Genomic DNA, 21,612 nt, shown 5'->3' with positions numbered 1-21,612 from the left:
AGCCAACCGCGACGTCCGCCAACGGTCCCTGCACACCGGCGTTCCGGCTCCCGCGGCCGGGGCCACGACGTGTGGGGAGAACCATGTCCGCCGACGACCGAGCGCCCCGCTCCCGGCACGTGGCCGCCATGGCCGGGATCGCCGCCTGCGGCGGGACCGCGGGGGCGGTGGCCCGCCACCTGGTGGCGCAGGCCTGGCCGGCCCCCGACGGCGGTCCGCCGCTGGCCACCCTGGCCGTCAACCTCGCGGGCTCGGTGCTCATCGGCGTCCTGGTCGCGGCCGCCGCCGGGCCCAGGCCCGCGCCGCCCTGGGTCAGGCAGCTGCTCGGCACCGGCTTCCTGGGCGGGTTCACCACCTACTCGGCCCATGTCCTGGACACGGGGACGCTGGCGGCCTCCGGACGGGTCGTTGAGGCCGCGGCCTACATGGCGCTCACGCTGGTCGGGGCGGTGGCCGGGGCCGCCCTGGGCGCGTGGGCCACGGGGCGCGCGGTCCGCGCGCTGGCCCGCAGGAGGCGGCCGTGAACTGGGATGTGTGGCTCGTCGGTCTGGGCGGCGGCGCGGGCGCGGCCCTGCGCTACCTGGTGGACCGGGCCGTCTCGCGCGCGGTCGGCACGGGGCTGCCCTGGGGCACGTTCACCGTGAACGTCGCGGGCACCCTGCTGCTGGGGCTGCTGGTCGGCGCGGCGGGGGCGGCGGCGCTCTCCCCGCGGTTGTGGGCCCTGCTCTCCGTCGGGTTGTGCGGCGCGCTGACCACGTACTCGACCTTCTCCCACGAGGTCCTCTCCCTGGCCCGGGAGGGGCGTGTCCCGGCCGCCGCCGGCTACGCGGCCCTGACCGGGGGCTGCGCGCTGGTCGCGCTGGCGGCGGGGGCGTGGGCCGCGGGCGCCCTGCTCTGAGGGCGCGGGGTTCAGAGCCCGTCGTCGGGCGGCGGGCTGTCGGCCTCCTCCACCGAACGCCACAGGGTGGTGAACCAGGGCTCACTGGGGCCGGTGTCGTCCTCGTCCTCGTCCTCGGAGTCGGGAGGGATGACGATGTAGGCGGTCTCGCCGGGGTACTGGTAGTGCAGCCGGACGCGGGCCTCGCGCTCCACGTAGGCGTCCTGGGTCATCTCCTCCTCGCGCTGGCGCAGGTCCTGCACGCTCTGCTCCATGCGCGCGCGCTCCTCGCGGAGTTCGGCGAGCTGGGCGCGCTGGGCGATGTACTCGCGCAGCGGGTAGGCCAGGCTGAGCGCGATCACGCACACCACGAGCGCGAGGATGGCCGCGCGGCTGGTGAGCATGGGCCGCACCCGGGGGGTGCGGCCCGTGCCCGTGCCTGAGGGCCCCTTCTTCCGGGCAGGGCCGCGCCCGGGCCTGTCGGCTTTGGCCGCCTTCTTGGCCTTTGGACGCTGCTGCTCGGATTCGCGGGGCACTGGGGCAGACTAGCCGCGCGCGGCGAAGCGCGGGAAGGCCGACACGCCCGCGTACACGGCGGCGTCGTCGAGTTCCTCCTCGATACGCAGCAGCTGGTTGTACTTGGCGACCCGCTCGCTGCGCGCCGGGGCGCCGGTCTTGATCTGCCCGGCGTTGGTGGCCACCGCGATGTCGGCGATGGTGGTGTCCTCGGTCTCGCCGGAGCGGTGGCTGATCATGGCCGTGTAACCGCTGCGCTGGGCGAGGGAGACCGCGTCCAGCGTCTCGGTGAGGGTGCCGATCTGGTTGACCTTCACCAGCAGCGAGTTGGCGGTGTCGGCCAGGATGCCGCGCTGGAGCCGCTCGGGGTTGGTGACGAACAGGTCGTCGCCCACGAGCTGCACCTTGTCGCCCAGCTGGGCGGTGAGCTTCTTCCAGCCCTCCCAGTCCTCCTCGTCGAGGGGGTCCTCGATCGAGACGAGCGGGTAGGCCTCCACCAGCTCGGCGTAGTAGGCGGCCATCTCCTCCGAGGAGCGGGCCTTGCCCTCGAAGGTGTACACGCCGTCGTTGAAGAACTCGCTGGCGGCCACGTCCAGGGCGAGCGCGATGTCGGTGCCCGGGGTGTAGCCCGCCTTCTCGATGGCCTCCACGATCAGGTCGAGGGCGGCGCGGTTGCTGTCCAGGTTGGGGGCGAATCCGCCCTCGTCGCCCACGCCGGTGGCCAGGCCGTGGGCCTTGAGGACCGACTTGAGGGCGTGGTAGACCTCGGTGCCCCAGCGGACGGCCTCGGAGAAGGTGGGAGCGCCGATCGGCGCGACCATGAACTCCTGGATGTCGACGTTGCTGTCGGCGTGCGCGCCACCGTTGAGGATGTTCATCATCGGCACCGGCAGCACGTGCGCGTTGGGGCCGCCGATGTAGCGGAACAGGGGCAGCCCGGCCTCGGCCGCGGCGGCCCTGGCCACGGCCAGGGAGGCGCCCAGGATGGCGTTGGCGCCGATCCGGGACTTGTCCGGTGTGCCGTCCAGGTCGATGAGCGCGCGGTCGATGATGCGCTGCTCGTCGGGGGCGTGGCCGAGCAGCTCGTCGGCGATCTCGTCGTTGACGGCCGTGACGGCCTTGGTCACGCCCTTGCCGCCGTAGCGGTCACCGCCGTCGCGCAGCTCGACGGCCTCGAACTGGCCGGTGGAGGCGCCGCTGGGGACGCCCGCGCGCGCGATGGTTCCGTCGTCGAGCAGAACCTCGACCTCGACTGTCGGGTTGCCCCGGGAGTCAAGGATCTCCCGCGCCTGTACTGCCTCGATGGACGCCACGGTCTCTCTCCGTCTCTTGGGGTTTCTCGGACCACTGGTTCAGGACCCGACACGAGACTAGCGACCCCGCACCGGGGAGGAAGCGCGCACCCGGCGGAATTGGTCTAGTCCATATCGGACATGCCCGACTCCAGGGCGGCCATGGCGATGTCGATGGCGCGTTCGCGGTGGTCGGCGGCCTCCTCGGGGGAGAACATGACTGAGAGGTCCTGGATGCCGCCGAGGGCGATCACGGCGCCCATCCGGGCGGGCACGCCTCCCTCGGGCCCCACGAGGAGGGCGTCCAGGCGTCGGCGCCAGGAGATGACGGATTCGACCAGCCCCACGTCGGCCAGCGCGCCCAGGTCGTTGAGGACGGCGAGCAGCAGGGCGCTGTGGCGCACGCAGACGTCGAAGTAGTCGCCCAGCAGCGCGCGCGGGTCGTCGGCCCCGCCGCGGCCGCCGTACCTGGCGAAGAGCGCCTCCATGTCCTCGCCCAGGGGCCTGACCAGTGACGTGAGCAGGTCGTTCTTGGAGGGGAAGTGGTAGTACAGCGCGGCCTTGGTGATGTCCAGGCGCTCGGCGATCTCGCGCAGGCTGGTCTTCTCGAACCCCTTGCGTGCGAACAGCTCCAGGGCCACCGCCCGGATCTGCGCCTTGGTGTCGCTCCGCGCTCTGGGCACCCGTGTCACTTCCGTTCCCTCGCCACCCGGTCAGCCGAGTCTAACGCCGACCTTCCGGCCAGTAGTTTACTTGTCTATCGGTAAGTTACTTGACGCACGGTAAGTAGAGTTCTAGCGTGGTGGCAACGGCACCCGAAGGAGCGAGAACCCCATGACCGCCGTACGCAACGTCCTGATCTCCGGCGCGGGCATCGCCGGGCCGACCCTCGCCCACTGGCTCCACCACCACGGCATCGAGGCCACCGTCGTCGAACGCGCCCCCGCGCCCCGCACCGGCGGCTACGCCATCGACGTGCGCGGCACGGCCCTGGACGTCGCCGAGCGCATGGGGGTGCTCGACGGTGTCCGGGCCTCGGCCACCGAGATGTCCAGGGCCACGACCGTGGACGCCCGCGGCAGGCGCACGGGCGGCTTCGAGGCGAGTTCGGTCACCGCCGACGGCCGCGCCGCCGAACTGCTGCGCGGCGACCTGGTCCGCCTGGTCCACGCGCCGACCACCGCGTACACCGAGTACCTGTACGGGGACTCCGTCACCGCGATCGAACAGGAGCCGGACGGGGTCCGCGTGGCCTTCGAGCGGTCCGGACCGCGCGTGTTCGACCTCGTCGTGGGGGCGGACGGCCTGCACTCCACGACCCGGCGGCTCGCGTTCGGCCCGGAGGCCCCCCACCGCCGCTTCCTGGGCAGCTACATCAGCATCTTCACGGTGCCCAACCACCCGGGGCTGGACCGCGAGGCCGTGCTGTTCAACACCCCGGGGCGGCTCGTGGCCATGTACCACACGCCCCGCGCGCGGGGGGCCAAGGCCATGCTGGCGCTGTCCGCGCGCGAGGAGAACGGCGTCGACCGCAGGCCGCCCGAGCAGCAGAGGGAGTTCCTGCGCCGCGCCTTCGCCGGACACGGGTGGGAGGCCGACCGGATCCTGGAGGCGATGGAGCGGGCCCCGGACTTCTACTTCGACTCCGTCGCCCAGATCCGCATGGACCGCTGGTCGACCGGGCGCGTGACCCTGCTCGGCGACGCCGGGTACTGCCCCTCCCCCATGTCGGGGCAGGGCAGCAGCCTGGCCATGGTCGGCGCCCACGTCCTGGCACGGGAACTCGCCCGCCACGACGACCACCGCGCGGCGCTGGCCGCCTACGAGGCCAGGATGAGGCCGTTCGTGGCGGCCAACCAGGACATCGCCGACCGGGGCCAGGCGTTCCTGCTCCCGCGCACCCGACCGGCGCTGCTGGCACGCGGCCTCCTGCTCCGACTGGCCCCGCTGCTGTCCTCCCTCGGCGGTTTCGACAACAGGCTGTCACGGGCGTCGGAGGCCCTGGAGCTGGACGCCCCCGCACCCGCCGGGGCCTGACCCGGACCGGCGTCCAGCGGATCCACCCGCCCCCTTCGCCGTGGTCTCGTACCCGCGGCGGGGTCCGGGCGCCGGCACCGGCCGCAAGCAGGGGACCAGCGCAGCCCGGGGCACTCGCTTCACACCGGCCACACCTACGGCCGACCCGTCAGGCCTCGCCCACCTTGTCCCAGTAGGTCCGCCACTCCCTCTCGGACAGCTCGCGGGGCTCCCTGCCGTCCGCGCGGGCGGCGTCCTCGGCGGCGCGCACACGCGCGTCGAACCGGCGGGCCGCCGCCCTCAGGTCGCTCTCGGCGTCGCGGCCCCGACCGCGTTCGGCCGCCACCGCCGAGAACAGCTCCCCGCCCTCGGCCCCGTCGTCGCCGACCAGGTCGGCGGGGAAGCCGTTGCGCACCGCCCGCCTCTGCAACTCGTCGGCCAGCAGCACCGCGGGCTGGGCGAACGGCACCCCGTCCAGGACCGAGTTGCGCCCGTCACCGCCCGCCGCCCTGGCCTTCTCCGCCCGCTCGGCGGCCTTGATGGCCTCCCAGTTGGACCCCACCTCGTCGGCGCCCGACACCTCGACCCCGCCGAACACGTGCGGGTGGCGGCGGGTCATCTTGTCGATGATGGCGTCGGCGACGTCGTCCACCGTGAACCGCGCCGGGTCCCCCTCGGGCCTCTCGGCGGCGACCGCCGCGTGGAAGACCACCTGGAGCAGCACGTCGCCCAACTCCTCGCGCAGCAGCGCGAAGTCGCCCTCCTCGATGGTCTCCAGGGTCTCGTAGGCCTCCTGGATGAGGTACTTGGCCAGCGACCCGTGGGTCTGGTCGCGGTCCCACGGGCACTCCCGGCGCAGGGTGTCCATCACCTCGACCAGGCGCAGCACCCGGTGCCCGACCGGCGGGCCGCCGTCCCTGCCGCCCTGTGCGTCCCGCACGTCCCGGGGGTCTCGGGGATCGTTCAACTCTCGTCCTCCACTGTTCGCGCCGCGGTTCAGCCGTCGTGCTCGGGCAGCCAGCCGCCCGCGCGCAGGGCCGACAGCACCCTGGCCACGGACTCGGCCGGGTCCACGCCCTCGGTGTCCACCACCAGGTCGGCGTCGTCCGGTTCCTCGTAGGGGTCGGAGATCCCGGTGAACTCGGGGATCTCCCCCGCCCGCGCCTTGGCGTACAGGCCCTTGCGGTCGCGGGCCTCGCACACCTCCAGCGGGGTCGCCACGTGCACCAGGAAGAAGTCACCGAACTCCTCCACCATCGCGCGCACCTCCGCCCGCCCCTTGGCGTAGGGGGCGATCGGCGCGCACACGGTGACCCCGCCGTGCCGGGTGATCTCCGAGGCCACGTAGCCGATCCGGCGGATGTTGAGCTCCCGGTGCTCGCGGGAGAAGGTCAACCCGCTGGAGAGCATGCGCCGCACCACGTCGCCGTCCAGCAGGGTCACCGGGCGCCCCGACCTGCGGATGCCGTCGCACACCCCCCGGGCGATCGTGGACTTGCCCGAGCCGGACAGACCCGTGAACAGCACGGTCAGGCCCCTGGAGGTGCGGGCCGGGCGCAGCCGCGCCAGCTCCGCGCCCACCCGGGCCGGGGTGAACCACGAGGGCAGCTCGCGCCCGTGCGCCAGCTCCGTCTCCACCTGCTCGTCGGTCAGCTCGACCCGCGCGGACGCCGGGTCGGTCCGGGTCATGGGCAGCCACAGCCCGTCGGAGGAGTGGTAGCGCCACGGTTCGGGGTCCAGCACGGTCAGGGGCGGACGCAGGGCCATCACCCGCTCGACGTCGGGGCCGTCCCCACCGGTCACCGCCAGCATGTGGGTGGCGCCGTACGACGCGGCCACGTGCGCGGCCAGACCCACCTGGCGCGGCCCCCACGGCCCGCCGAACAGGCCCCGCGCGCGGTCGGCGCTCCTTGGCAGCGTGCACACCACGAAGGAGGTGCGCGCGGGCAGCAGGGGCCCGGCGGCCAGCACCGCCGTGGCCATGCCCTCGTCCTCCAGACCGGTGTCGACGATCACCAGCACGTCGGCGCGCCCGCCCTCGCCGTGGACCAGGCCCAGCGCGTCGGCCTCGGCCCGGATCTGGTGCAGGGCGCGGTGGTGCAGCGGCCGGTCGGTGACCACGGCCAGCAGGGGGCGCTCGGAGGGCTCCAGCTCGCGCTGGGCCCGCACCTCAGCGGGCGAGGGCCGCAGCTCGCGCAGCACGCCGTAGGTGGGCGGGCGCAGCAGGGTCACGGAACCGGCCAGGAGGTGGCGGCCCTGCGCGTCACGCCAGTGCTCGGTGACGTCGAGCCCGGCCAGCGGCGCGCCCTCCGGATCGGAGAGGGTCAGGTGGTCGGCTCCGGACAGCTCCTCGGGCACCTCCAGCGTGACCGGAACCGGCCAGGGGCGTCCGTCGGGCAGACGGCCGTCCCGCTCCACCGCCACCGCCTCGTCCCGCGTCATGAAACCGGGCAGCGGGTAGGCGCCGTTGAGGATCAGCTCCAGGTGGGCGAGCCCGTCCGGACCTGGTGCGAAGACCGGGGCGTCCGGGCTCCCGACACCGCCCTGCGGCGCACTCCCACGCCTGTTGGCACTCACCACGCGCTTCCTCTCCTCGGGCGGTCCGGCAAACGCGTCCAGCGTATGCCGCGGGCGCGGGGCGACCCGCCCTCGCACCGTGTCAGACGGAATAGAAGCAGCTCGGAGACGGTTCTACCCGGTGCGCCGCCGCCCGCGCCACCAGGCCGGGGACGCGGGCGGCACGGGGCAGCCCCGTGTCGCCGGTTGTCCACACCCCGCCCGCGCCGGACCGCCGGACTCGATAGTCTGAGAGGTGCCGGGCGTCCACTCACGCAGCCGCCTTCTTCCCGTGCAGGCCGCGACCATCACCGCCTGATCCGGACCACTTCCACTTTCTGGTGCTATGAGCCTCATTGGACTTCTCGCCGACGTCTCCAGGGACCCGGCACTGCACAGCGCGATCGAGGCCGCCCGAGGCGGCCGCGATCCCCACCTCGACCTCGTCGCCCCGGCGGCGCTGCGCCCCTTCATGGTGGGGGCGCTGGCCGCCGACGCCCCCGTGGGCGCGCAGCGGCCCGTGCTCGCCGTCACCGCCACCGAGCGCGAGGCCTCCGACCTGGCCGACGCCCTCGGCTGCCTGCTGCCCGAGGACTCGGTGGCCCTCTTTCCCGCGTGGGAGACGCTGCCCCACGAGCGGCTCTCCCCGCGCTCGGACACCGTCGGCCAGCGGCTGGCCGTCCTGCGCCGCCTGGCCCACCCCGACCCCTCCGACCCGCTGACCACCCCGCTGCGCGTGGTCGTGGCACCGGTGCGCAGCGTCCTGCAACCGCTGGTGTCCGGGCTGGGCGACCTGGAGCCGGTGCGCATCCGCCCCGGCGACGAGGTGCCGCTGGAGGAGGTCGTCCAGGCCCTGGCCAACACCGGCTACGCCCGGGTGGACCTGGTCGAGAAGCGCGGCGACATGGCCGTGCGCGGCGGCATCCTGGACGTGTTCCCGCCCACCGAGGAGCACCCGCTGCGGCTGGAGTTCTGGGGCGACACCGTCGAGGACGTCCGCTACTTCCAGGTCGCCGACCAGCGTTCCATCGAGTCCGCCGGCGGCGATGACCCGCGCACCAGCGCCTCCTCCGGGCTGTTCGCGCCGCCGTGCCGCGAACTGCTGCTCACCGACACCGTGCGCGAGCGCGCGCGGGCGCTGGCCGAGGAGCACCCCTCCCTGGCCGAGATCCTGCACAAGATCGCCGACGGCGTCGCCGTGGAGGGCATGGAGGCCTTCGCGCCCGTGCTCGCCGAGCGCATGGAGCCGTTCCTGGCCCACCTGCCCGAGGGCGCGATGGTGGTGGGCTGCGACCCCGAACGCATCCGCACCCGCGCGGTGGAGCTGGAGGCCACCAGCGCCGAGTTCCTGGACGCGTCGTGGATCAACGCCGCCTCCGGCGGCGAGGCGCCCATCGACCTGGGCGAGTCCGCCTACATGTCCATCTCCGAGCTGCGCTCCACCGCCACCGAGCTGGGCCTGCCCTGGTGGGGGCTGACCCCGTTCGCCGCGGACGAGCAGGGCGGCGCGGCCGAGGAGGACGACGCCGTCGTCGTCGGCGCGGTGCCCTCCGAGTCCTACCGGGGCGACACCGAGCGCGCGCTGGCCGACATCAAGGGATGGCTGCACGACAACTGGAGCGTCGTCCTGGTCACCCAGGGGCACGGCCCCGCCGAGCGCCTGGTCTCGATGCTGCGCGACGCCGGGCTGGGCGCCTCCCTGGCCGCTGACCTGACCGAGCAGCCCAAAACGGCGGTCGCCACCGTCACCACCGGCCTGGTCGACCACGGGTTCCTGCTGCGGTCGGTGCACACCGTGGTGCTCACCGAGACCGACCTGGCCGGACAGAAGTCCTCCACCCGGGACATGCGGCGCATGCCCAGCAGGCGGCGCGGCACCGTCGACCCGCTCCAGCTCAAGCCCGGCGACTACGTCGTGCACGAACAGCACGGTGTGGGCCGCTACCTGGAGATGGTCAGCCGCCAGGTGCAGGGCGCCACCCGCGAGTACCTGCTCATCGAGTACGCGCCCTCCAAGCGCGGACAGCCGGGCGACCGCCTGTTCGTGCCCACCGAGCAGCTGGGCGAGGTCACCCGGTACGTGGGCGGCGAGGCGCCCACCCTGTCCAAGATGGGCGGCGCCGAGTGGAGCAAGGCCAAGAGCCGCGCCCGCAAGGTGGTCCGTGAGATCGCGGGCGACCTCATCCGGCTGTACTCGGCGCGCCAGGCCTCCCCCGGGCACGCCTTCGGCCCCGACACCCCGTGGCAGCGCGAACTGGAGGACGCGTTCCCCTACGTGGAGACGCCCGACCAGCTCGCCGCCATCGACGAGGTCAAGAAGGACATGTCCAGGTCGGTCCCGATGGACCGGCTGATCTGCGGCGACGTCGGCTACGGCAAGACCGAGGTGGCCGTGCGCGCCGCCTTCAAGGCCGTGCAGGACGGTAAACAGGTCGCCCTGCTGGTGCCCACCACGCTGCTGGTGCAGCAGCACCTGTCCACGTTCACCGAGCGCTACGCCTCCTTCCCGGTCACCGTCAAACCGATGTCGCGGTTCCAGACCGACGGCGAGGTGGAGGCCACCCGCGAGGGGCTGCGCTCCGGCGAGGTGGACGTGGTCATCGGCACGCACCGGTTGCTGTCCTCGGAGACCCGCTTCAAGGACCTGGGCCTGGTCATCATCGACGAGGAGCAGCGCTTCGGCGTGGAGCACAAGGAGGCGCTCAAGCGGCTGCGCACCCAGGTGGACGTGCTGGCGATGTCGGCCACCCCCATCCCGCGCACCCTGGAGATGGGCCTGACCGGCATCCGCGAGATGACCACGATCCTCACCCCGCCCGAGGAACGCCACCCGGTGCTCACCTTCGTGGGGCCCTACGAGGACAAGCAGATCACCGCCGCCATCCGCCGCGAGTTGATGCGCGAGGGACAGGTGTTCTTCGTGCACAACCGGGTGGCGTCCATCGACAAGGTGGCGGCGAGCATCCAGCGCCTGGTGCCCGAGGCCCGGGTGGCGTACGCCCACGGCCAGATGAACGAGCAGCAGCTCGAGAAGGTGATGGTCGACTTCTGGGAGAAGAACTTCGACGTGCTGGTCTCCACCACCATCGTCGAGTCCGGCCTGGACGTGCCCAACGCCAACACCCTGATCATCGACCGCGCCGACACCTACGGCCTGTCGCAGCTGCACCAGCTGCGCGGCCGGGTGGGCCGCGGGCGCGAGCGCGCCTACGCCTACTTCCTCTACCCGCCGGAGAGGCCGCTGACCGAGACCGCCTACGAGCGGCTGGCCACCGTGGCCCAGCACACCGAGACCGGTGCGGGCATGTACGTGGCCATGAAGGACCTGGAGATCCGGGGCGCGGGCAACATCCTGGGCGCCGAGCAGTCCGGGACCATCGCGGGCGTGGGCTTCGACCTGTACGTGCGCATGGTCGGCGAGGCCGTGGCCGAGCTCAAGGGCGACCCGGACGCGGCCGAGGAGGTCGAGACCAAGGTCGAGCTGCCCATCAACGCCTACATCCCGCACGACTACGTGCCGGGCGAGCGGCTGCGGTTGCAGTCCTACAAGCGCATCGCCAGCGTCACCAGCGAGGAGGACATCCTCGCCGCCTACGAGGAGCTCACCGACCGCTACGGCACCCCGCCCGAGCAGGTGGACAACCTCATGGCGGTGGCCCGGTTCCGGGTGCTGGCCAAGTCCGCGGGCCTGTCGGACGTGGTGATGCAGGGCAACCAGATCCGCTTCGCCCCGGTGGAGCTGCGCGAGTCGCAGGAGCTGCGGCTGCGGCGCCTGTACCCCAAGTCGATCCGCAAGGAGACGACCCGGACCCTGCTGGTGCCGGTGCCCAAGTCCGGCGGCCTGGGCGGCAGGCCCCTGCGGGACCTGGAGCTGCTCAAGTGGTGCACCGACCTGGTCAACTCCATCTTCGAACCGCAGAAGAGGAAGCCCGCGCCCAAGGAGAGCGCCTAGGACCCGTCGCGAACGGGTTCGCGGCCCACGGGGCCTGAGCACGAGCGGGCCCACGGCCGTGTTCGGGGAGAGGGTCCGGCGGTCACGCGACCGGCGGCCGGAGCCGGGCCAGGGCTTCGGCGGCTACCGTGACCGGCCCCTCCCCGGCCGCGGACAGCCGCCCCTCACCGCTGCGGGGTGTCGACGCCGTCGGGTTCGGCCTCGTAGGTGATCCCGTACATCTCCTCGGACTCCTCGTCCTCGGCGGACCGGCGGCGCCACCAGCGCCCGCCCCCGGCCCGCCTGGCCCTGCGCTCCGCGCGCCGCTGGTCGCGCAGCTCCCGGCGCGCGCGTTTGCGCTCCGCGCGCTCGGCGGCCCGGCCCGCGTCCGGCTCTTCGTCCTCGGGGACCTCCGGCGAAGCGTCCTCTTCGGGGTCCGGTCGCGCCTCCTGCTCACGGCGGCGCAGCGGCGTGACCGTGGCCAGGCCCTCACCGACCGGCACGTCCGGGGGCAGCTCCACCTCCGGACGTTCCCGCGGTTCCTCCTCAGCAGAGCGCGTCGCGTCCCTGGCCGAACGCGCCGCCTCCTTCGCCGGGCGCGTCACGCCCTCGGCGGAGCGCGCCGTGGCCCTCGCGGCGGGCGCCTCCTCCCCCGCCGAAGACGCCGTGTCCTCCTTCGCGCGGCGCTGCCCACGCCAAGCCGTCCAACGCGGGGCCCTGCGCGCCGGGCGCTCCCCCCGCGTGTACCACCAGTTCGCCACCCACGCCACGACGGCGGCGGCCACACCCACCTCCAGGGCGGCCACCAGACCCACCTGCCACGCCGACGGCCCGACCTCGCTCAACCTCTCCCCGCCGAGCGGCCCACCGGCCAGCGCGGCCAGCGCCGCGCACAGCAGCCCCGTGGTCACACCGCACACGAACCCCCACAGCGGAGCGGCCTCGCTGACCACGTCCGGGGCGCTGCGCTGGGTCAGGGCACCGCCCACCGCACCCGCCACGAACGGCACCGCCAACGCCAGCAGCGAGGCCACCGGCGCGGCCCCGTTCGACGGCAGCGCGGCCAGCATCGGCAGCATCGGCAGGGCGCCCACCGACACCCCCGTCGGCGCGACCACGGTTCCCGCCCCCACCGCGAACCCCGGGCCCAGCGCGTAACAGACCGCGAACACCACCGCGTTGGGCAGGTACGCCAACTGGACCACGATCAGCAGCGCACCCCCCACCAGGCCCGGGCCGAGCACCCGGGTCGTCTCGACGACCTCGGGCAGGCTCATCGCCAGCGCCACCAGGAACAGCGCCAGCCCGCCCAGCAGGAGCGTCCCCGTGGAGGCGAGCATCCCCACCAACAGGGAGCGCGACCGGGCGGGCATCAGCCGCAGCAGGTCCCGGGCGGGCACCTCCTTGTCGCGCATCAGCTGGCGCAGCACCCCCAGCCCCCCGGCCAGGAAGGCGGTCACGAACCCCATGACCAGCGCGCGCGGCATACTCGGCTCGACCGCCTCGGTCCGCGCCAGCAGGGCCAGGGTGCCCGCGATCGCCGCGTACGGCCCGGCGATCGCCAACGCCGCCCGGTACACGTACCGCAGGCGGGGGATGTCGCAGGAACGCGCCAGCCACCGTCCCGACCGGTACAGCAGCAGCCCCGGCAACAGCACCAGCCCCAACGGCAGCAGGGCGATCTGGCCGTCGGGCACCGAGAACGACACGTGGTGGCCCACCAGCCAGGCCAGCACCGCACCCTGGAGGATGTCGATGATGTCCTCGCCGAAGGTGTCGTGCGGCGCGGCCACCCACCCGATGATGGTGAGGGTGACGATCACGGCCAACCCCAGCGCCGCGGCGGTGGCCGCGGCGATCCCGCCGGTCGCGTAGACGGGTCGGGGCGCGACGGCCGCGTCGGGCTCCGCCGCGCCGCTGGACCGCGTGCGCTGGGAGGAACGGCCGCGGTCGGGGGGAGATCCTGACGTACTCACCCGACTTATGCTGCCAGGGACCGGAATGCTCCGTGGTATCCCGGCCGCGCGTGTCGTGCCCGCGAGGACGGAACCGGATCCCCGTTCCGGCCGTCCTACCCTGGGAACGAGGCTCCCCGGCCCGAACGGAGCGGTCCCGCATGCCAGGCCCCGAACACCCGCGCCCCTACCGCCTCTCCGACGCCGAACGCGACGACGCCCTGGCCAGACTGCGCACCGCCTTCGAGGAGGGGCGCCTGGACGTCGACGAGCACGAGGAGCGCGCCTCCCTGGCGGTGCGCGCCGTCACCTCCTCCGACCTGGTCCCCCTCTTCGGCGACCTGCCCGCGACGGACACGCGCGCCCCCGGCGCGGGGCGCGGGAGCGCGCCGGTTCCGGAGCCCCGCCGGAAGGACGGGGGAACCGCACCGGCCTGCGCGGACGGCGGGGACCGCTCCGCGCCCTGGTGGGGCGTGCTGCCCTGGGTGGGCTGCGTCTTCCTGTTCTGGGGGCTGCCCGCCGTCCTGGACGGAAGCCGCGAGGCCCTCGTCGGCTGGGGGATCTTCCTCACCGTGATGATCGTCCCCCACGTCGTCGTGGGCGTGGTCCGGCACTCGCGCCGCCCCACCTGACCTCCGGCCGCGGACGCGGGGGCGCACACGACAACGGCTCCGCCTCACCGCTGAGCGGCGGGGCGGAGCCGTTGTCGGTACCGGAACGCGTCAGAACAGCGCGCGCGCCAGCTGAGCGGTCTCGCTCGGAGTCTTGCCGACCTTGACGCCGACGGCCTCCAGTGCTTCCTTCTTCGCCGCGGCGGTGCCCGAGGAACCCGAGACGATCGCGCCCGCGTGGCCCATCGTCTTGCCCTCCGGAGCGGTGAAGCCCGCCACGTACCCCACCACGGGCTTGGTCACGTTGTCGCGGATGAACTCCGCCGCCCGCTCCTCGGCGTCGCCGCCGATCTCACCGATCATCACGATCACGTCGGTGTCCGGGTCGGCCTCGAAGGCCGCCAGGGCGTCGATGTGCGTGGTGCCGATGATCGGGTCCCCGCCGATGCCCACCGCCGAGGAGAAACCGATGTCACGCAGCTCGTACATCATCTGGTAGGTCAGCGTCCCGGACTTGGACACCAGTCCGATCCGACCCGGCTTGGTGATGTCGGACGGGATGATGCCCGCGTTGGACTGGCCGGGCGTGATCAGCCCGGGGCAGTTGGGACCGATGATGCGGGTCTTGTTGCCCTTGGCCTGGGCGTGGGCCCAGAACGCGGCGGTGTCGTGCACCGGGATGCCCTCGGTGATGACCACGGCCAGCCCGATCTCGGCGTCGATGGCCTCGAAGACCGCCTCGCGCGAGAACTTGGGCGGCACGAAGATGACGGTGACGTCGGCGCCGGTGGCGGCCATGCCCTCGGCCACCGATCCGAAGACGGGCACCTCGGTGCCGTCGAAGTCGACCTTCTGGCCGGCCTTGCGGGGGTTGACCCCGCCCACGATGGTGGTGCCCGAGGCGAGCATGCGCCGGGTGTGCTTGGTGCCCTCAGAGCCCGTCATGCCCTGGACGAGTACCTTGCTGTCCTTGTTGAGGAAGATAGCCATGGTGTTTGTTTCCCCTACTTCGCCGCGAGCTCGGCGGCCTGAGCGGCGGCGCCGTCCATCGTGTCGACCTGTCGCACGGCCGGGTGGGCCCGCTTGGTGAGGATCTCGCGGCCCAGCTCGGCGTTGTTGCCGTCCAGTCGCACGACCAGCGGCTTGCTGACGTCGTCGCCACGGCTCTCGAGCAGCTCCAGGGCCTGGACGATGCCGTTGGCCACCGCGTCGCAGGCGGTGATGCCGCCGAAGACGTTGACGAACACGCTCTTGACCGAGGGGTCGCCCAGGATGATGTCCAGGCCGTTGGCCATGACCTCGGCCGAGGCGCCGCCGCCGATGTCCAGGAAGTTGGCGGGCTTGACGCCGCCGTGCGCCTCGCCGGCGTAGGCGACCACGTCCAGGGTGGACATGACCAGACCCGCGCCGTTGCCGATGATGCCGACCTCGCCGTCGAGCTTGACGTAGTTGAGGCCCTTGGCCTTGGCGGCGACCTCCAGGGGGTCACCCTCCTCGGCGAAGGTGAGGCTCTCCAGGTCCTGGCGGAACTCGGCGTTCTCGTCCAGGGTGACCTTGCCGTCCAGGGCGACGACCCGGCCGTCCTTGGTCAGGATGAGCGGGTTCACCTCGACGAGGGTGGCGTCCTTGCCGACGAAGGCGTCCCACAGCTTGGTGATGACCTCGGTCGCGCCCTCGGCGGCGGCCTCGGGCAGCTTGCCCGCCTTGACGATCTCCGCCGCGATGCTGGCGGGAGCGCCGGTCAGGGCGTCGACCGGGAACTTGGCGACGGCGTCGGGGTTGGTCTCGGCGACCTCCTCGATGTCCATGCCGCCCTCGGCGGAGCAGATGGACAGGAAGGTGCGGTTCGCGCGGTCCAGCAGGAAGGAGAAGTAGTACTCCTCCGCGATGTCGGAGGCCTCCTCGACCAGGACACGGTGGACCGTGTGGCCCTTGATGTCCATACCGAGGATCTGCTCGGCCTTGGCCTGGGCGTCCTCGGGGCCCTCGGCGACCTTGACGCCGCCGGCCTTGCCGCGACCACCGGTCTTGACCTGCGCCTTGACGACGACGCGGGGCTTGCCGGCGGCGGCGAACTCATCAGCGATGGCACGCGCCTCAGCGGCCGTGCTCGCCACCTTCCCCTGGGGTACGGGAACCCCGTACTCTGCGAAGAGTTGCTTCGCCTGGTATTCGAACAGGTCCACGAGGGTCCGTCCTTGTAACTCGCTGGCTCAGGATGTCTACCGGGGTGGCCTCGTCCGGATCGGCTGTGACCCACTGACACGTGTCACACGGGGCGCACGAGGCACAACCCCGCGGTCTGCGCCGCTTACAGAAGATCGAGATCGCCGCGGCGTTGCCACCCGCGACATGCGCAAAGCTTAGTCGCCTGAAATCCGGCCGCCAGACACCGGGGGCGGGGTTGACCGGCCCCGGCCCGTCCCAAAAGCCGCTCAGGCGGCGTCACGGAAGCACCCGCGTGGGAAAATATGTGACCAGGGACACGACATAACACCGCGGGGGCGCCTTTCGCCCGGATACGGCCCCCTGAGCGGGTGCGACCAACATCACCCGACGAAGACGGGGCCGGAGGGAACTCCGGTGGCGCGGGAGGGGTTCAGGCCGCGTGCGCCGGACGGACGTTCTCCCGCACCCAGTCGGCGATCTCCGAGGTCGGAGCACCCGGAGTGAAGATCTTGGCGACGCCCAGGCGTTCGAGTTCGGCGATGTCGGCGTCGGGGATGATCCCGCCGCCGAACACCCGGATGTCCTCCGCGCCGTTCTCCCTGAGCAGTTCCAGGACCCGGGAGAACATGGTCATGTGGGCGCCGGAGAGCACGGACAGTCCGATGGCGTCGGCGTCCTCCTGGAGCGCGGCCGCCACGATCATCTCGGGTGTCTGGCGCAGACCCGTGTAGATGACCTCGACACCGGCGTCACGCAGCACGCGGGCCACGATCTTGACACCGCGGTCGTGTCCGTCCAGCCCCGGTTTGGCTACGACGATCCGTGGTGCGCCCTCGGCCATGGCAAACCCCTCACGAGTGTTCCCCCGACCGCCGGCCCTCCTTGTGGGAGGCCCCCGGGTGCGCGGGGACGAGACGATGAACTCGCATGAAGCGTAACGCAGGTCACTGTCGGGTGACGGGCGCGGGGACGGGTATCGTCCGAACATGGGAGACGATGTCACCGAATTCGACCAGACCAGCACAGAGGACCTGCGGGACCGCGCCGTCGAACTGGCACGGCAGCGGTGGGACCTGCGCTTCTTCTGGCGGCTCCTCAGGCTGATCCCGGCCGCCGAGGCGGCGGCGGGCAACGAGGAGGCCAGTGAGGCGAGCGTCGCCCAGCTGTCCGGTTTCGTGTACGAGGCGCTGTCCGCCGAGGCCGACCCGGAGGTCCAGGAGGCGTTGCGCCCGGTGTACGTGCAGTACCTCCTCGACCACGGTGAGACCGCCGAGGACGTGACCGGGGACGGGGGCGCGGGGGCCACCGGGGTCCGCGGCGGCACGGACGCCCCGGCCAGCGGCACCGAAGGCCCCGTGCGCGGCGGCGCGGACGCCCCCGCAAGCCCCCCGGTGCCCGGGACGCGCGACGACCGCGGCGGCCCCCTCTGAGTCCCTCGTAGACGGCGGCCCTCCGGGCCGGTGAGCCCCTCGGGGCCGACCGGCCCGGAGCCGGCGGGCCCCTCGGCGCCGGTGGGCGCCGGAGCCGGGAGGCCCTCGCATCGATGTCCGAAAACCGCCAGCTTCGGTGCGCCGCGTCGGCGAACATGGATGGCGTGATGGACGACGACCAGCGCTACCGCGCCGTACACAGCAGGGACGCCCGCTTCGACGGCGTCTTCTACACAGCCGTGCGCACCACGGGTATCTACTGCCGTCCGAGCTGCCCGGCCGTCACCCCCAAACGGGCCAACGTCCGCTTCTACCCGACCGCCGCGGCCGCCCAGGAGTCGGGGTTCCGCGCCTGCAAGCGGTGCCGTCCCGACCTCACCCCCGGTTCGCCGGAGTGGAACCTGCGGGCCGACGTGGTGGGCCGCGCGATGCGCCTCATCCAGGACGGCGCCGTGGACCGGGGCGGCGTCAGCGCCCTGGCCTCGGCGGTCGGCTACAGCGAACGCCAGCTCAACCGGCTGCTGTCGGCCGAGGTGGGCGCGGGGCCGCTGGCCCTGGCCCGGACCGAGCGCGCACAGACGGCACGGGTGCTGGTGGAGACCACCGACATGCCGATGGCGGACGTCGCCTTCGCCGCGGGGTTCGCGAGCGTACGCCAGTTCAACGAGACGATGCGCGCGGTGTTCGACCGCTCCCCCACCGAGATGCGGACCATGGGCGGTCGGCGTGCGTCGGCTTCCGGGGGGTCGCGTCCGGGGGACGCCCGCCCTCCGGCCACCGAGCCGGGGACGGTCACGCTGCGGCTGCCCTACCGGGAGCCCATCGACCTGGCCCGGATGCTGAGGTTCCTCGGAGACCGTGCGGTCCCGGGCGTGGAGGAGTACCGGGACGGGGTCTACCGCAGGACGCTGATGCTGGCGCACGGTCCCGCCGTGGTGGAGCTGTCCGAGGGGTCGAGGACCGGCAGGGCGGGCAGGACCGGCCGCGCTGGTGCCACGGGCGGCGTTCGTTCGGCGGACGCTGTGGACGGCGGGGTCTCCGTGAGCGGTGGGGGGCACGTACTGTGCCGCCTGCGGTTGTCGGAGGCGCGCGACCTGACCAGCGCGGTGCGCAGGTGCCGCAGGCTGCTCGACCTGGACGCCGACCCGGGCGCGGTGGCCGAGGCCCTGGGCGGGGATCCCCTCCTGGGGCCGATCGTGGCCGCCCACCCGGGACTGCGATCGCCCGGGCACGTGGACCCGGCCGAGCTGGCGGTCCGGGCGGTCCTCGGTCAGCAGGTGTCGGTGCGTGCGGCCCGCACGCTGGCGGGGCGGCTGGTCGAGCGGTTCGGCGAACCGCTCGCTCCGGGCCTGGAAGCGCCGGGCGGAGGGCTCACCCACGTGTTCCCCTCCCCTGACGCGCTCGCCGCCGCCGACCCGGCCGGTTTCTCCATCCCGGTCGCGCGGGGACGCGCCCTGGCGGGGCTGTGCGAGGCGATCGCCTCGGGGTGGATCGACCTGGGGCCGGGATGCGACCGGGACGAGGCCGAACGGCGCTTGGTGGAGCTGCGCGGCATCGGTCCGTGGACCGCCGGTTACGTGCGCATGCGGGGTCTGGGCGATCCGGACGTGTTCCTGCACGGCGACCTGGGCGTCCGGATGGCGCTGGAGGCGGGGGGCAGACGGGCGACCCCCGCGGCCGCCGCGCGCGAGGCACGGGAGTGGAGCCCGTGGCGGTCCTACGCCAACCACGCGCTGTGGGCGTCGTTGGCCGACCGTGAGGCCGTTCGGGCGGACGTGGTCGTGCGGGACGGCGTGCGGGATGGTTCGAAGGAACGTCAGGAACGGAAGGAATCGGCATGAGCACGCGGCAGGCGCAGACGGTCGGGGGACCCGGACAGGAGGAACAGGGCATGCTGGCGTTCGACGTGGAGCCGAAGGCGCCCCCGAGGGTGGCGACGGTGGAGTTCCGCGCTCCCCTGCCCGGACCGACGCGGTACACGACGATGGAGTCGCCGGTGGGCGACCTGACCCTGTTCGGTGACGGTGCGGCCCTGGGCGGCGTGCTCACCCCCGCCAAGGACGGGCTGACGCGGGTGGTCCCGCAGGACTGGGTGGCCGACCACAAGCCGTTCGCCGACGCCGAGGAGCAGTTGAGGGCGTACTTCGCGGGCGAACTGCGCGAGTTCACCCTGCCGCTGGCCCCCGCGGGGACCGACTGGCAGTTGAGGGTGTGGGCGGCGCTGACGACCATCCCGTTCGGCGAGACCGCGAGCTACGGCCAGCTGGCGGAGGAACTGGGGAGGCCGACCGCATCCCGGGCGGTGGGCATGGCCAACGGACGCAATCCGATCAGCATCATCGTGCCGTGCCACCGGGTGATCGGTGCGAACGGTTCGCTGACCGGGTACGCGGGTGGACTGGAGCGCAAGGAGTTCCTCCTGGGCCTGGAGGGCAGGGTCGCGGGCATCCGCTGACCCGGCGAGGAGGCCACCGGCCCCGTTCCCTAGTACGGGAGCGGGGTTTTCCTCTGCTCGCGACACCTGTGCGCGGCACCGCGTGAAGCGCCGCCCTTACACCCCTTGTCGGGGCACGAACTCGTCATTACTCTTCGGTAACTGTGCGCTCACACCCCTGCGCGCACGGTTCCGCTGGCTCCGCCCCCACAAGGAGAAGAGTTGCCACCCCCTTCCACCCACGGCCTCCGTGCCCTGGTCTCCAGAACCCGCCCCCTGGGTGCCGCCGCCGTGGCCGTCGCGGCCTCGGCCGTCCTGGTCGTCACCGCCCCCACCGCCCACGCCCGACCGATCCCGGCGGGCGCCCCGCTCGCCTACGCCGACAACGTCGAGATCACCGTCGACAGCGACACCGCCGAAGCCCTCCCGGGCGGGTCGGCCGCCGCGTCCCCCGAGGACGTCCTGGCCGAATCGGTGATCGCCGACGTCCTGCAAGCAAGGGATTCGTCCCTCGGCGCGCTCGCCCGCCAGGAGCGCGACGTGCGGGTCGACGTCCGCGAGGCCGCCGACGGCTCGGCGTTCGGCGTAGCCATCGTGACCGCGCCCATGAACGTGGACGAGAGCCCCTACGCCTGGCTGTTCGCCGCCGACTACGAGGGCTCCGCGTGGACGGTGGGGTTGGAGGGGACCGAGGAGTTCTCGTCCATCCTGGCCGACTCCGCACTGCTGGAGGAGGACGAGCGGGAGACCGTCGCGGCCTCGACGGACCCCTCCGGGGTCTCCACCAGCAGCTACATCGGCGTCGGGCTGCCGTTCGCCATCGGCTCGTCGATGATCATGACGGGAGGACCGCACGGCAACAGCGGAGGCCGTCCCTACAGCTCGGTGGACTTCGCGGGCGGCAGCGGCCAGGCCCGCGCGGCCCGCGGCGGCTACGCGTACAGCCTGTGCACCGGCTGGACGCGGGTGATCCACGACAACGGGTACTCCACGGACTACTACCACCTGGAGAACTACCAGTGGCTGCCCGGCAACAACGTCGGGGTCGGCCACTACCTGGGCACCCAGGGCAACAGCCTCTGCGCCGGCGGTTCGACGACCGGCGCGCACATCCACTTCTCGCTGCGGGGGTACAGCGACCCCAACGCCGCCGGCTGGTACGTCGCCCTGCACGGCAGGACCCTGGGCGGCTGGACCTTCGTGGAGGGCGGCGCCTACGGCGGCTACGCCTACCGCAACGGTGTCGGAACCGTCTACCCGGGCGGCTCGATGTACAACTACGGGTTCTAGGCGTCCACTGATTTCACAAGTGCACATGTAAGCCCGTGAAAAAGGGGGGAGGGGTCGCCTTGTGGGCACCCCTCCCCCACCACAAAAAAAGAGGGGCCGCCCCGCAAGGCGACCCCCCTCAACAAAAAACCGTGGCAGCGACCTACTCTCCCACCCCACCACAGGGCAGTACCATCAGCGCAAAAAGACTTAACGACCGGGTTCGGAAAGAGACCGGGTGTGACCCTCCAGCAATAACCACCACGGAAACCACACACCACCCACCCGACTCCACCCACCCCAAGAGGCAGGGAATCACCGTGAGCAGCAAGCTCCGTGAAAAATGTGCGCGAACATCCAATTATCTGCAGCGGACAAGCCCTCGGCCTATTAGTACCGGTCAGCTCCACCCCTCACAGGGCTTCCACACCCGGCCTATCAACCCCATCGTCTATAGGGAGCCTTACCCTCTCAAAGGAGGCAGGAGACCTCATCTCGAAGCAAGCTTCCCGCTTAGATGCTTTCAGCGGTTATCCCTCCCGAACGTAGCCAACCA

At 72.6% G+C, this 21,612-nt stretch carries 18 protein-coding genes and 2 rRNA genes; 9 read left to right on the top strand and 11 right to left on the bottom strand.

Going from position 1 to position 21,612, the window contains the following annotated elements; all coding sequences use genetic code 11:
- Positions 1 to 83 precede the first annotated feature (83 nt).
- Positions 84 to 524, top strand: a complete 441-nt coding sequence (gene crcB / locus G011_RS0111250) for a fluoride efflux transporter CrcB (protein ID WP_019608565.1) — start codon at positions 84 to 86, stop codon at positions 522 to 524.
- Entirely contained in the window at positions 521 to 898 is a 378-nt protein-coding gene (crcB, locus tag G011_RS0111245) for a fluoride efflux transporter CrcB (protein ID WP_019608564.1), read from the top strand. Before crcB (G011_RS0111250) ends, crcB (G011_RS0111245) begins: the two co-directional genes overlap by 4 nt.
- Positions 899 to 909: 11 nt before the next feature.
- Here the strand turns inward: crcB (G011_RS0111245) and G011_RS0111240 are convergent, their stop codons facing one another.
- The 3 genes from G011_RS0111240 to G011_RS0111230 form a co-directional block, all read right to left on the bottom strand.
- Positions 910 to 1,281: a septum formation initiator family protein gene (locus G011_RS0111240; RefSeq protein ID WP_013151129.1), complete on the bottom strand. Its 372-nt coding sequence runs from the start codon at positions 1,279 to 1,281 to the stop codon at positions 910 to 912.
- 141 nt (positions 1,282 to 1,422) lie between these two features.
- Positions 1,423 to 2,706 carry a phosphopyruvate hydratase gene (gene eno, locus G011_RS0111235; RefSeq protein WP_019608563.1) on the bottom strand — a complete coding sequence of 428 codons (1,284 nt, stop codon included), beginning with the start codon at positions 2,704 to 2,706 and terminating at the stop codon, positions 1,423 to 1,425.
- 104 nt (positions 2,707 to 2,810) lie between these two features.
- The gene (locus G011_RS0111230; RefSeq protein ID WP_013151127.1) at positions 2,811 to 3,368 is read right to left on the bottom strand and encodes a TetR/AcrR family transcriptional regulator; all 558 of its coding nucleotides are present in this window, start codon (positions 3,366 to 3,368) and stop codon (positions 2,811 to 2,813) included.
- 151 nt (positions 3,369 to 3,519) lie between these two features.
- Between G011_RS0111230 and G011_RS0111225 the strand changes: the two genes are divergently transcribed.
- Entirely contained in the window at positions 3,520 to 4,722 is a 1,203-nt protein-coding gene (locus G011_RS0111225; protein ID WP_019608562.1) for an FAD-dependent monooxygenase, read from the top strand.
- A 148-nt stretch (positions 4,723 to 4,870) separates the two neighbouring features.
- Here G011_RS0111225 and G011_RS0111220 read toward each other — a convergent pair whose 3' ends face one another.
- Together G011_RS0111220 and cysC are read right to left on the bottom strand one after the other, a co-directional pair.
- Positions 4,871 to 5,569, bottom strand: coding sequence for a MazG family protein (locus G011_RS0111220; RefSeq protein ID WP_051104356.1), 699 nt, complete (start codon positions 5,567 to 5,569; stop codon positions 4,871 to 4,873).
- Between the two features lie 128 nt (positions 5,570 to 5,697).
- A complete protein-coding gene (gene cysC / locus G011_RS0111215) occupies positions 5,698 to 7,281 on the bottom strand; it encodes an adenylyl-sulfate kinase (RefSeq protein ID WP_019608560.1) in 1,584 nt (527 codons plus the stop codon).
- Between the two features lie 322 nt (positions 7,282 to 7,603).
- Between cysC and mfd the strand changes: the two genes are divergently transcribed.
- On the top strand, positions 7,604 to 11,209 hold the full coding sequence (gene mfd, locus G011_RS0111210; RefSeq protein WP_019608559.1) for a transcription-repair coupling factor: 3,606 nt from the start codon (positions 7,604 to 7,606) through the stop codon (positions 11,207 to 11,209).
- A 164-nt stretch (positions 11,210 to 11,373) separates the two neighbouring features.
- On the opposite strand, the gene G011_RS0111205 is transcribed toward mfd, so the two are convergent.
- Positions 11,374 to 13,047: a DUF6350 family protein gene (locus G011_RS0111205; RefSeq protein ID WP_036552596.1), complete on the bottom strand. Its 1,674-nt coding sequence runs from the start codon at positions 13,045 to 13,047 to the stop codon at positions 11,374 to 11,376.
- A 257-nt stretch (positions 13,048 to 13,304) separates the two neighbouring features.
- Between G011_RS0111205 and G011_RS0111200 the strand changes: the two genes are divergently transcribed.
- Entirely contained in the window at positions 13,305 to 13,775 is a 471-nt protein-coding gene (locus G011_RS0111200; RefSeq protein ID WP_019608557.1) for a DUF1707 domain-containing protein, read from the top strand.
- 90 nt (positions 13,776 to 13,865) lie between these two features.
- Here G011_RS0111200 and sucD read toward each other — a convergent pair whose 3' ends face one another.
- From sucD to G011_RS0111185, 3 genes are all read right to left on the bottom strand, one after another.
- Entirely contained in the window at positions 13,866 to 14,744 is an 879-nt protein-coding gene (gene sucD, locus G011_RS0111195) for a succinate--CoA ligase subunit alpha (protein WP_013151120.1), read from the bottom strand.
- 14 nt (positions 14,745 to 14,758) lie between these two features.
- Entirely contained in the window at positions 14,759 to 15,940 is a 1,182-nt protein-coding gene (gene sucC, locus G011_RS0111190; RefSeq protein WP_019608556.1) for an ADP-forming succinate--CoA ligase subunit beta, read from the bottom strand.
- A 413-nt stretch (positions 15,941 to 16,353) separates the two neighbouring features.
- Positions 16,354 to 16,764 (bottom strand): cobalamin B12-binding domain-containing protein, encoded by a 411-nt coding sequence (locus G011_RS0111185; RefSeq protein ID WP_013151118.1) that lies wholly within the window; start codon positions 16,762 to 16,764, stop codon positions 16,354 to 16,356.
- A gap of 145 nt (positions 16,765 to 16,909) precedes the next feature.
- On the opposite strand from G011_RS0111185, the gene G011_RS0111180 reads away from it, so the two are divergent.
- From G011_RS0111180 to G011_RS0111165, 4 genes are all read left to right on the top strand, one after another.
- A complete protein-coding gene (locus G011_RS0111180; RefSeq protein ID WP_019608555.1) occupies positions 16,910 to 17,353 on the top strand; it encodes a hypothetical protein in 444 nt (147 codons plus the stop codon).
- Positions 17,354 to 17,520: 167 nt separating this feature from the next.
- Positions 17,521 to 19,194 carry a DNA-3-methyladenine glycosylase 2 family protein gene (locus G011_RS0111175; RefSeq protein WP_019608554.1) on the top strand — a complete coding sequence of 558 codons (1,674 nt, stop codon included), beginning with the start codon at positions 17,521 to 17,523 and terminating at the stop codon, positions 19,192 to 19,194.
- A 50-nt stretch (positions 19,195 to 19,244) separates the two neighbouring features.
- Positions 19,245 to 19,808, top strand: coding sequence for a methylated-DNA--[protein]-cysteine S-methyltransferase (locus tag G011_RS0111170; protein WP_026338213.1), 564 nt, complete (start codon positions 19,245 to 19,247; stop codon positions 19,806 to 19,808).
- Positions 19,809 to 20,009: 201 nt separating this feature from the next.
- The gene (locus G011_RS0111165) at positions 20,010 to 21,077 is read left to right on the top strand and encodes a M23 family metallopeptidase (RefSeq protein ID WP_019608552.1); all 1,068 of its coding nucleotides are present in this window, start codon (positions 20,010 to 20,012) and stop codon (positions 21,075 to 21,077) included.
- A gap of 129 nt (positions 21,078 to 21,206) precedes the next feature.
- Here G011_RS0111165 and rrf read toward each other — a convergent pair.
- Positions 21,207 to 21,322: ribosomal RNA gene (gene rrf / locus G011_RS0111160) — 5S ribosomal RNA — on the bottom strand.
- A 104-nt stretch (positions 21,323 to 21,426) separates the two neighbouring features.
- Positions 21,427 to 21,612, bottom strand: a 23S ribosomal RNA gene (locus tag G011_RS0111155); the annotation flags it as partial.

It is taken from the genome of Nocardiopsis sp. CNS-639 (genome assembly GCF_000381685.1).
GTDB lineage: Bacteria > Actinomycetota > Actinomycetes > Streptosporangiales > Streptosporangiaceae > Nocardiopsis > Nocardiopsis dassonvillei.
The sequence above is the reverse complement of the archived record's forward strand: the minus strand, read 5'-3'. Positions and strand labels throughout refer to the sequence as shown.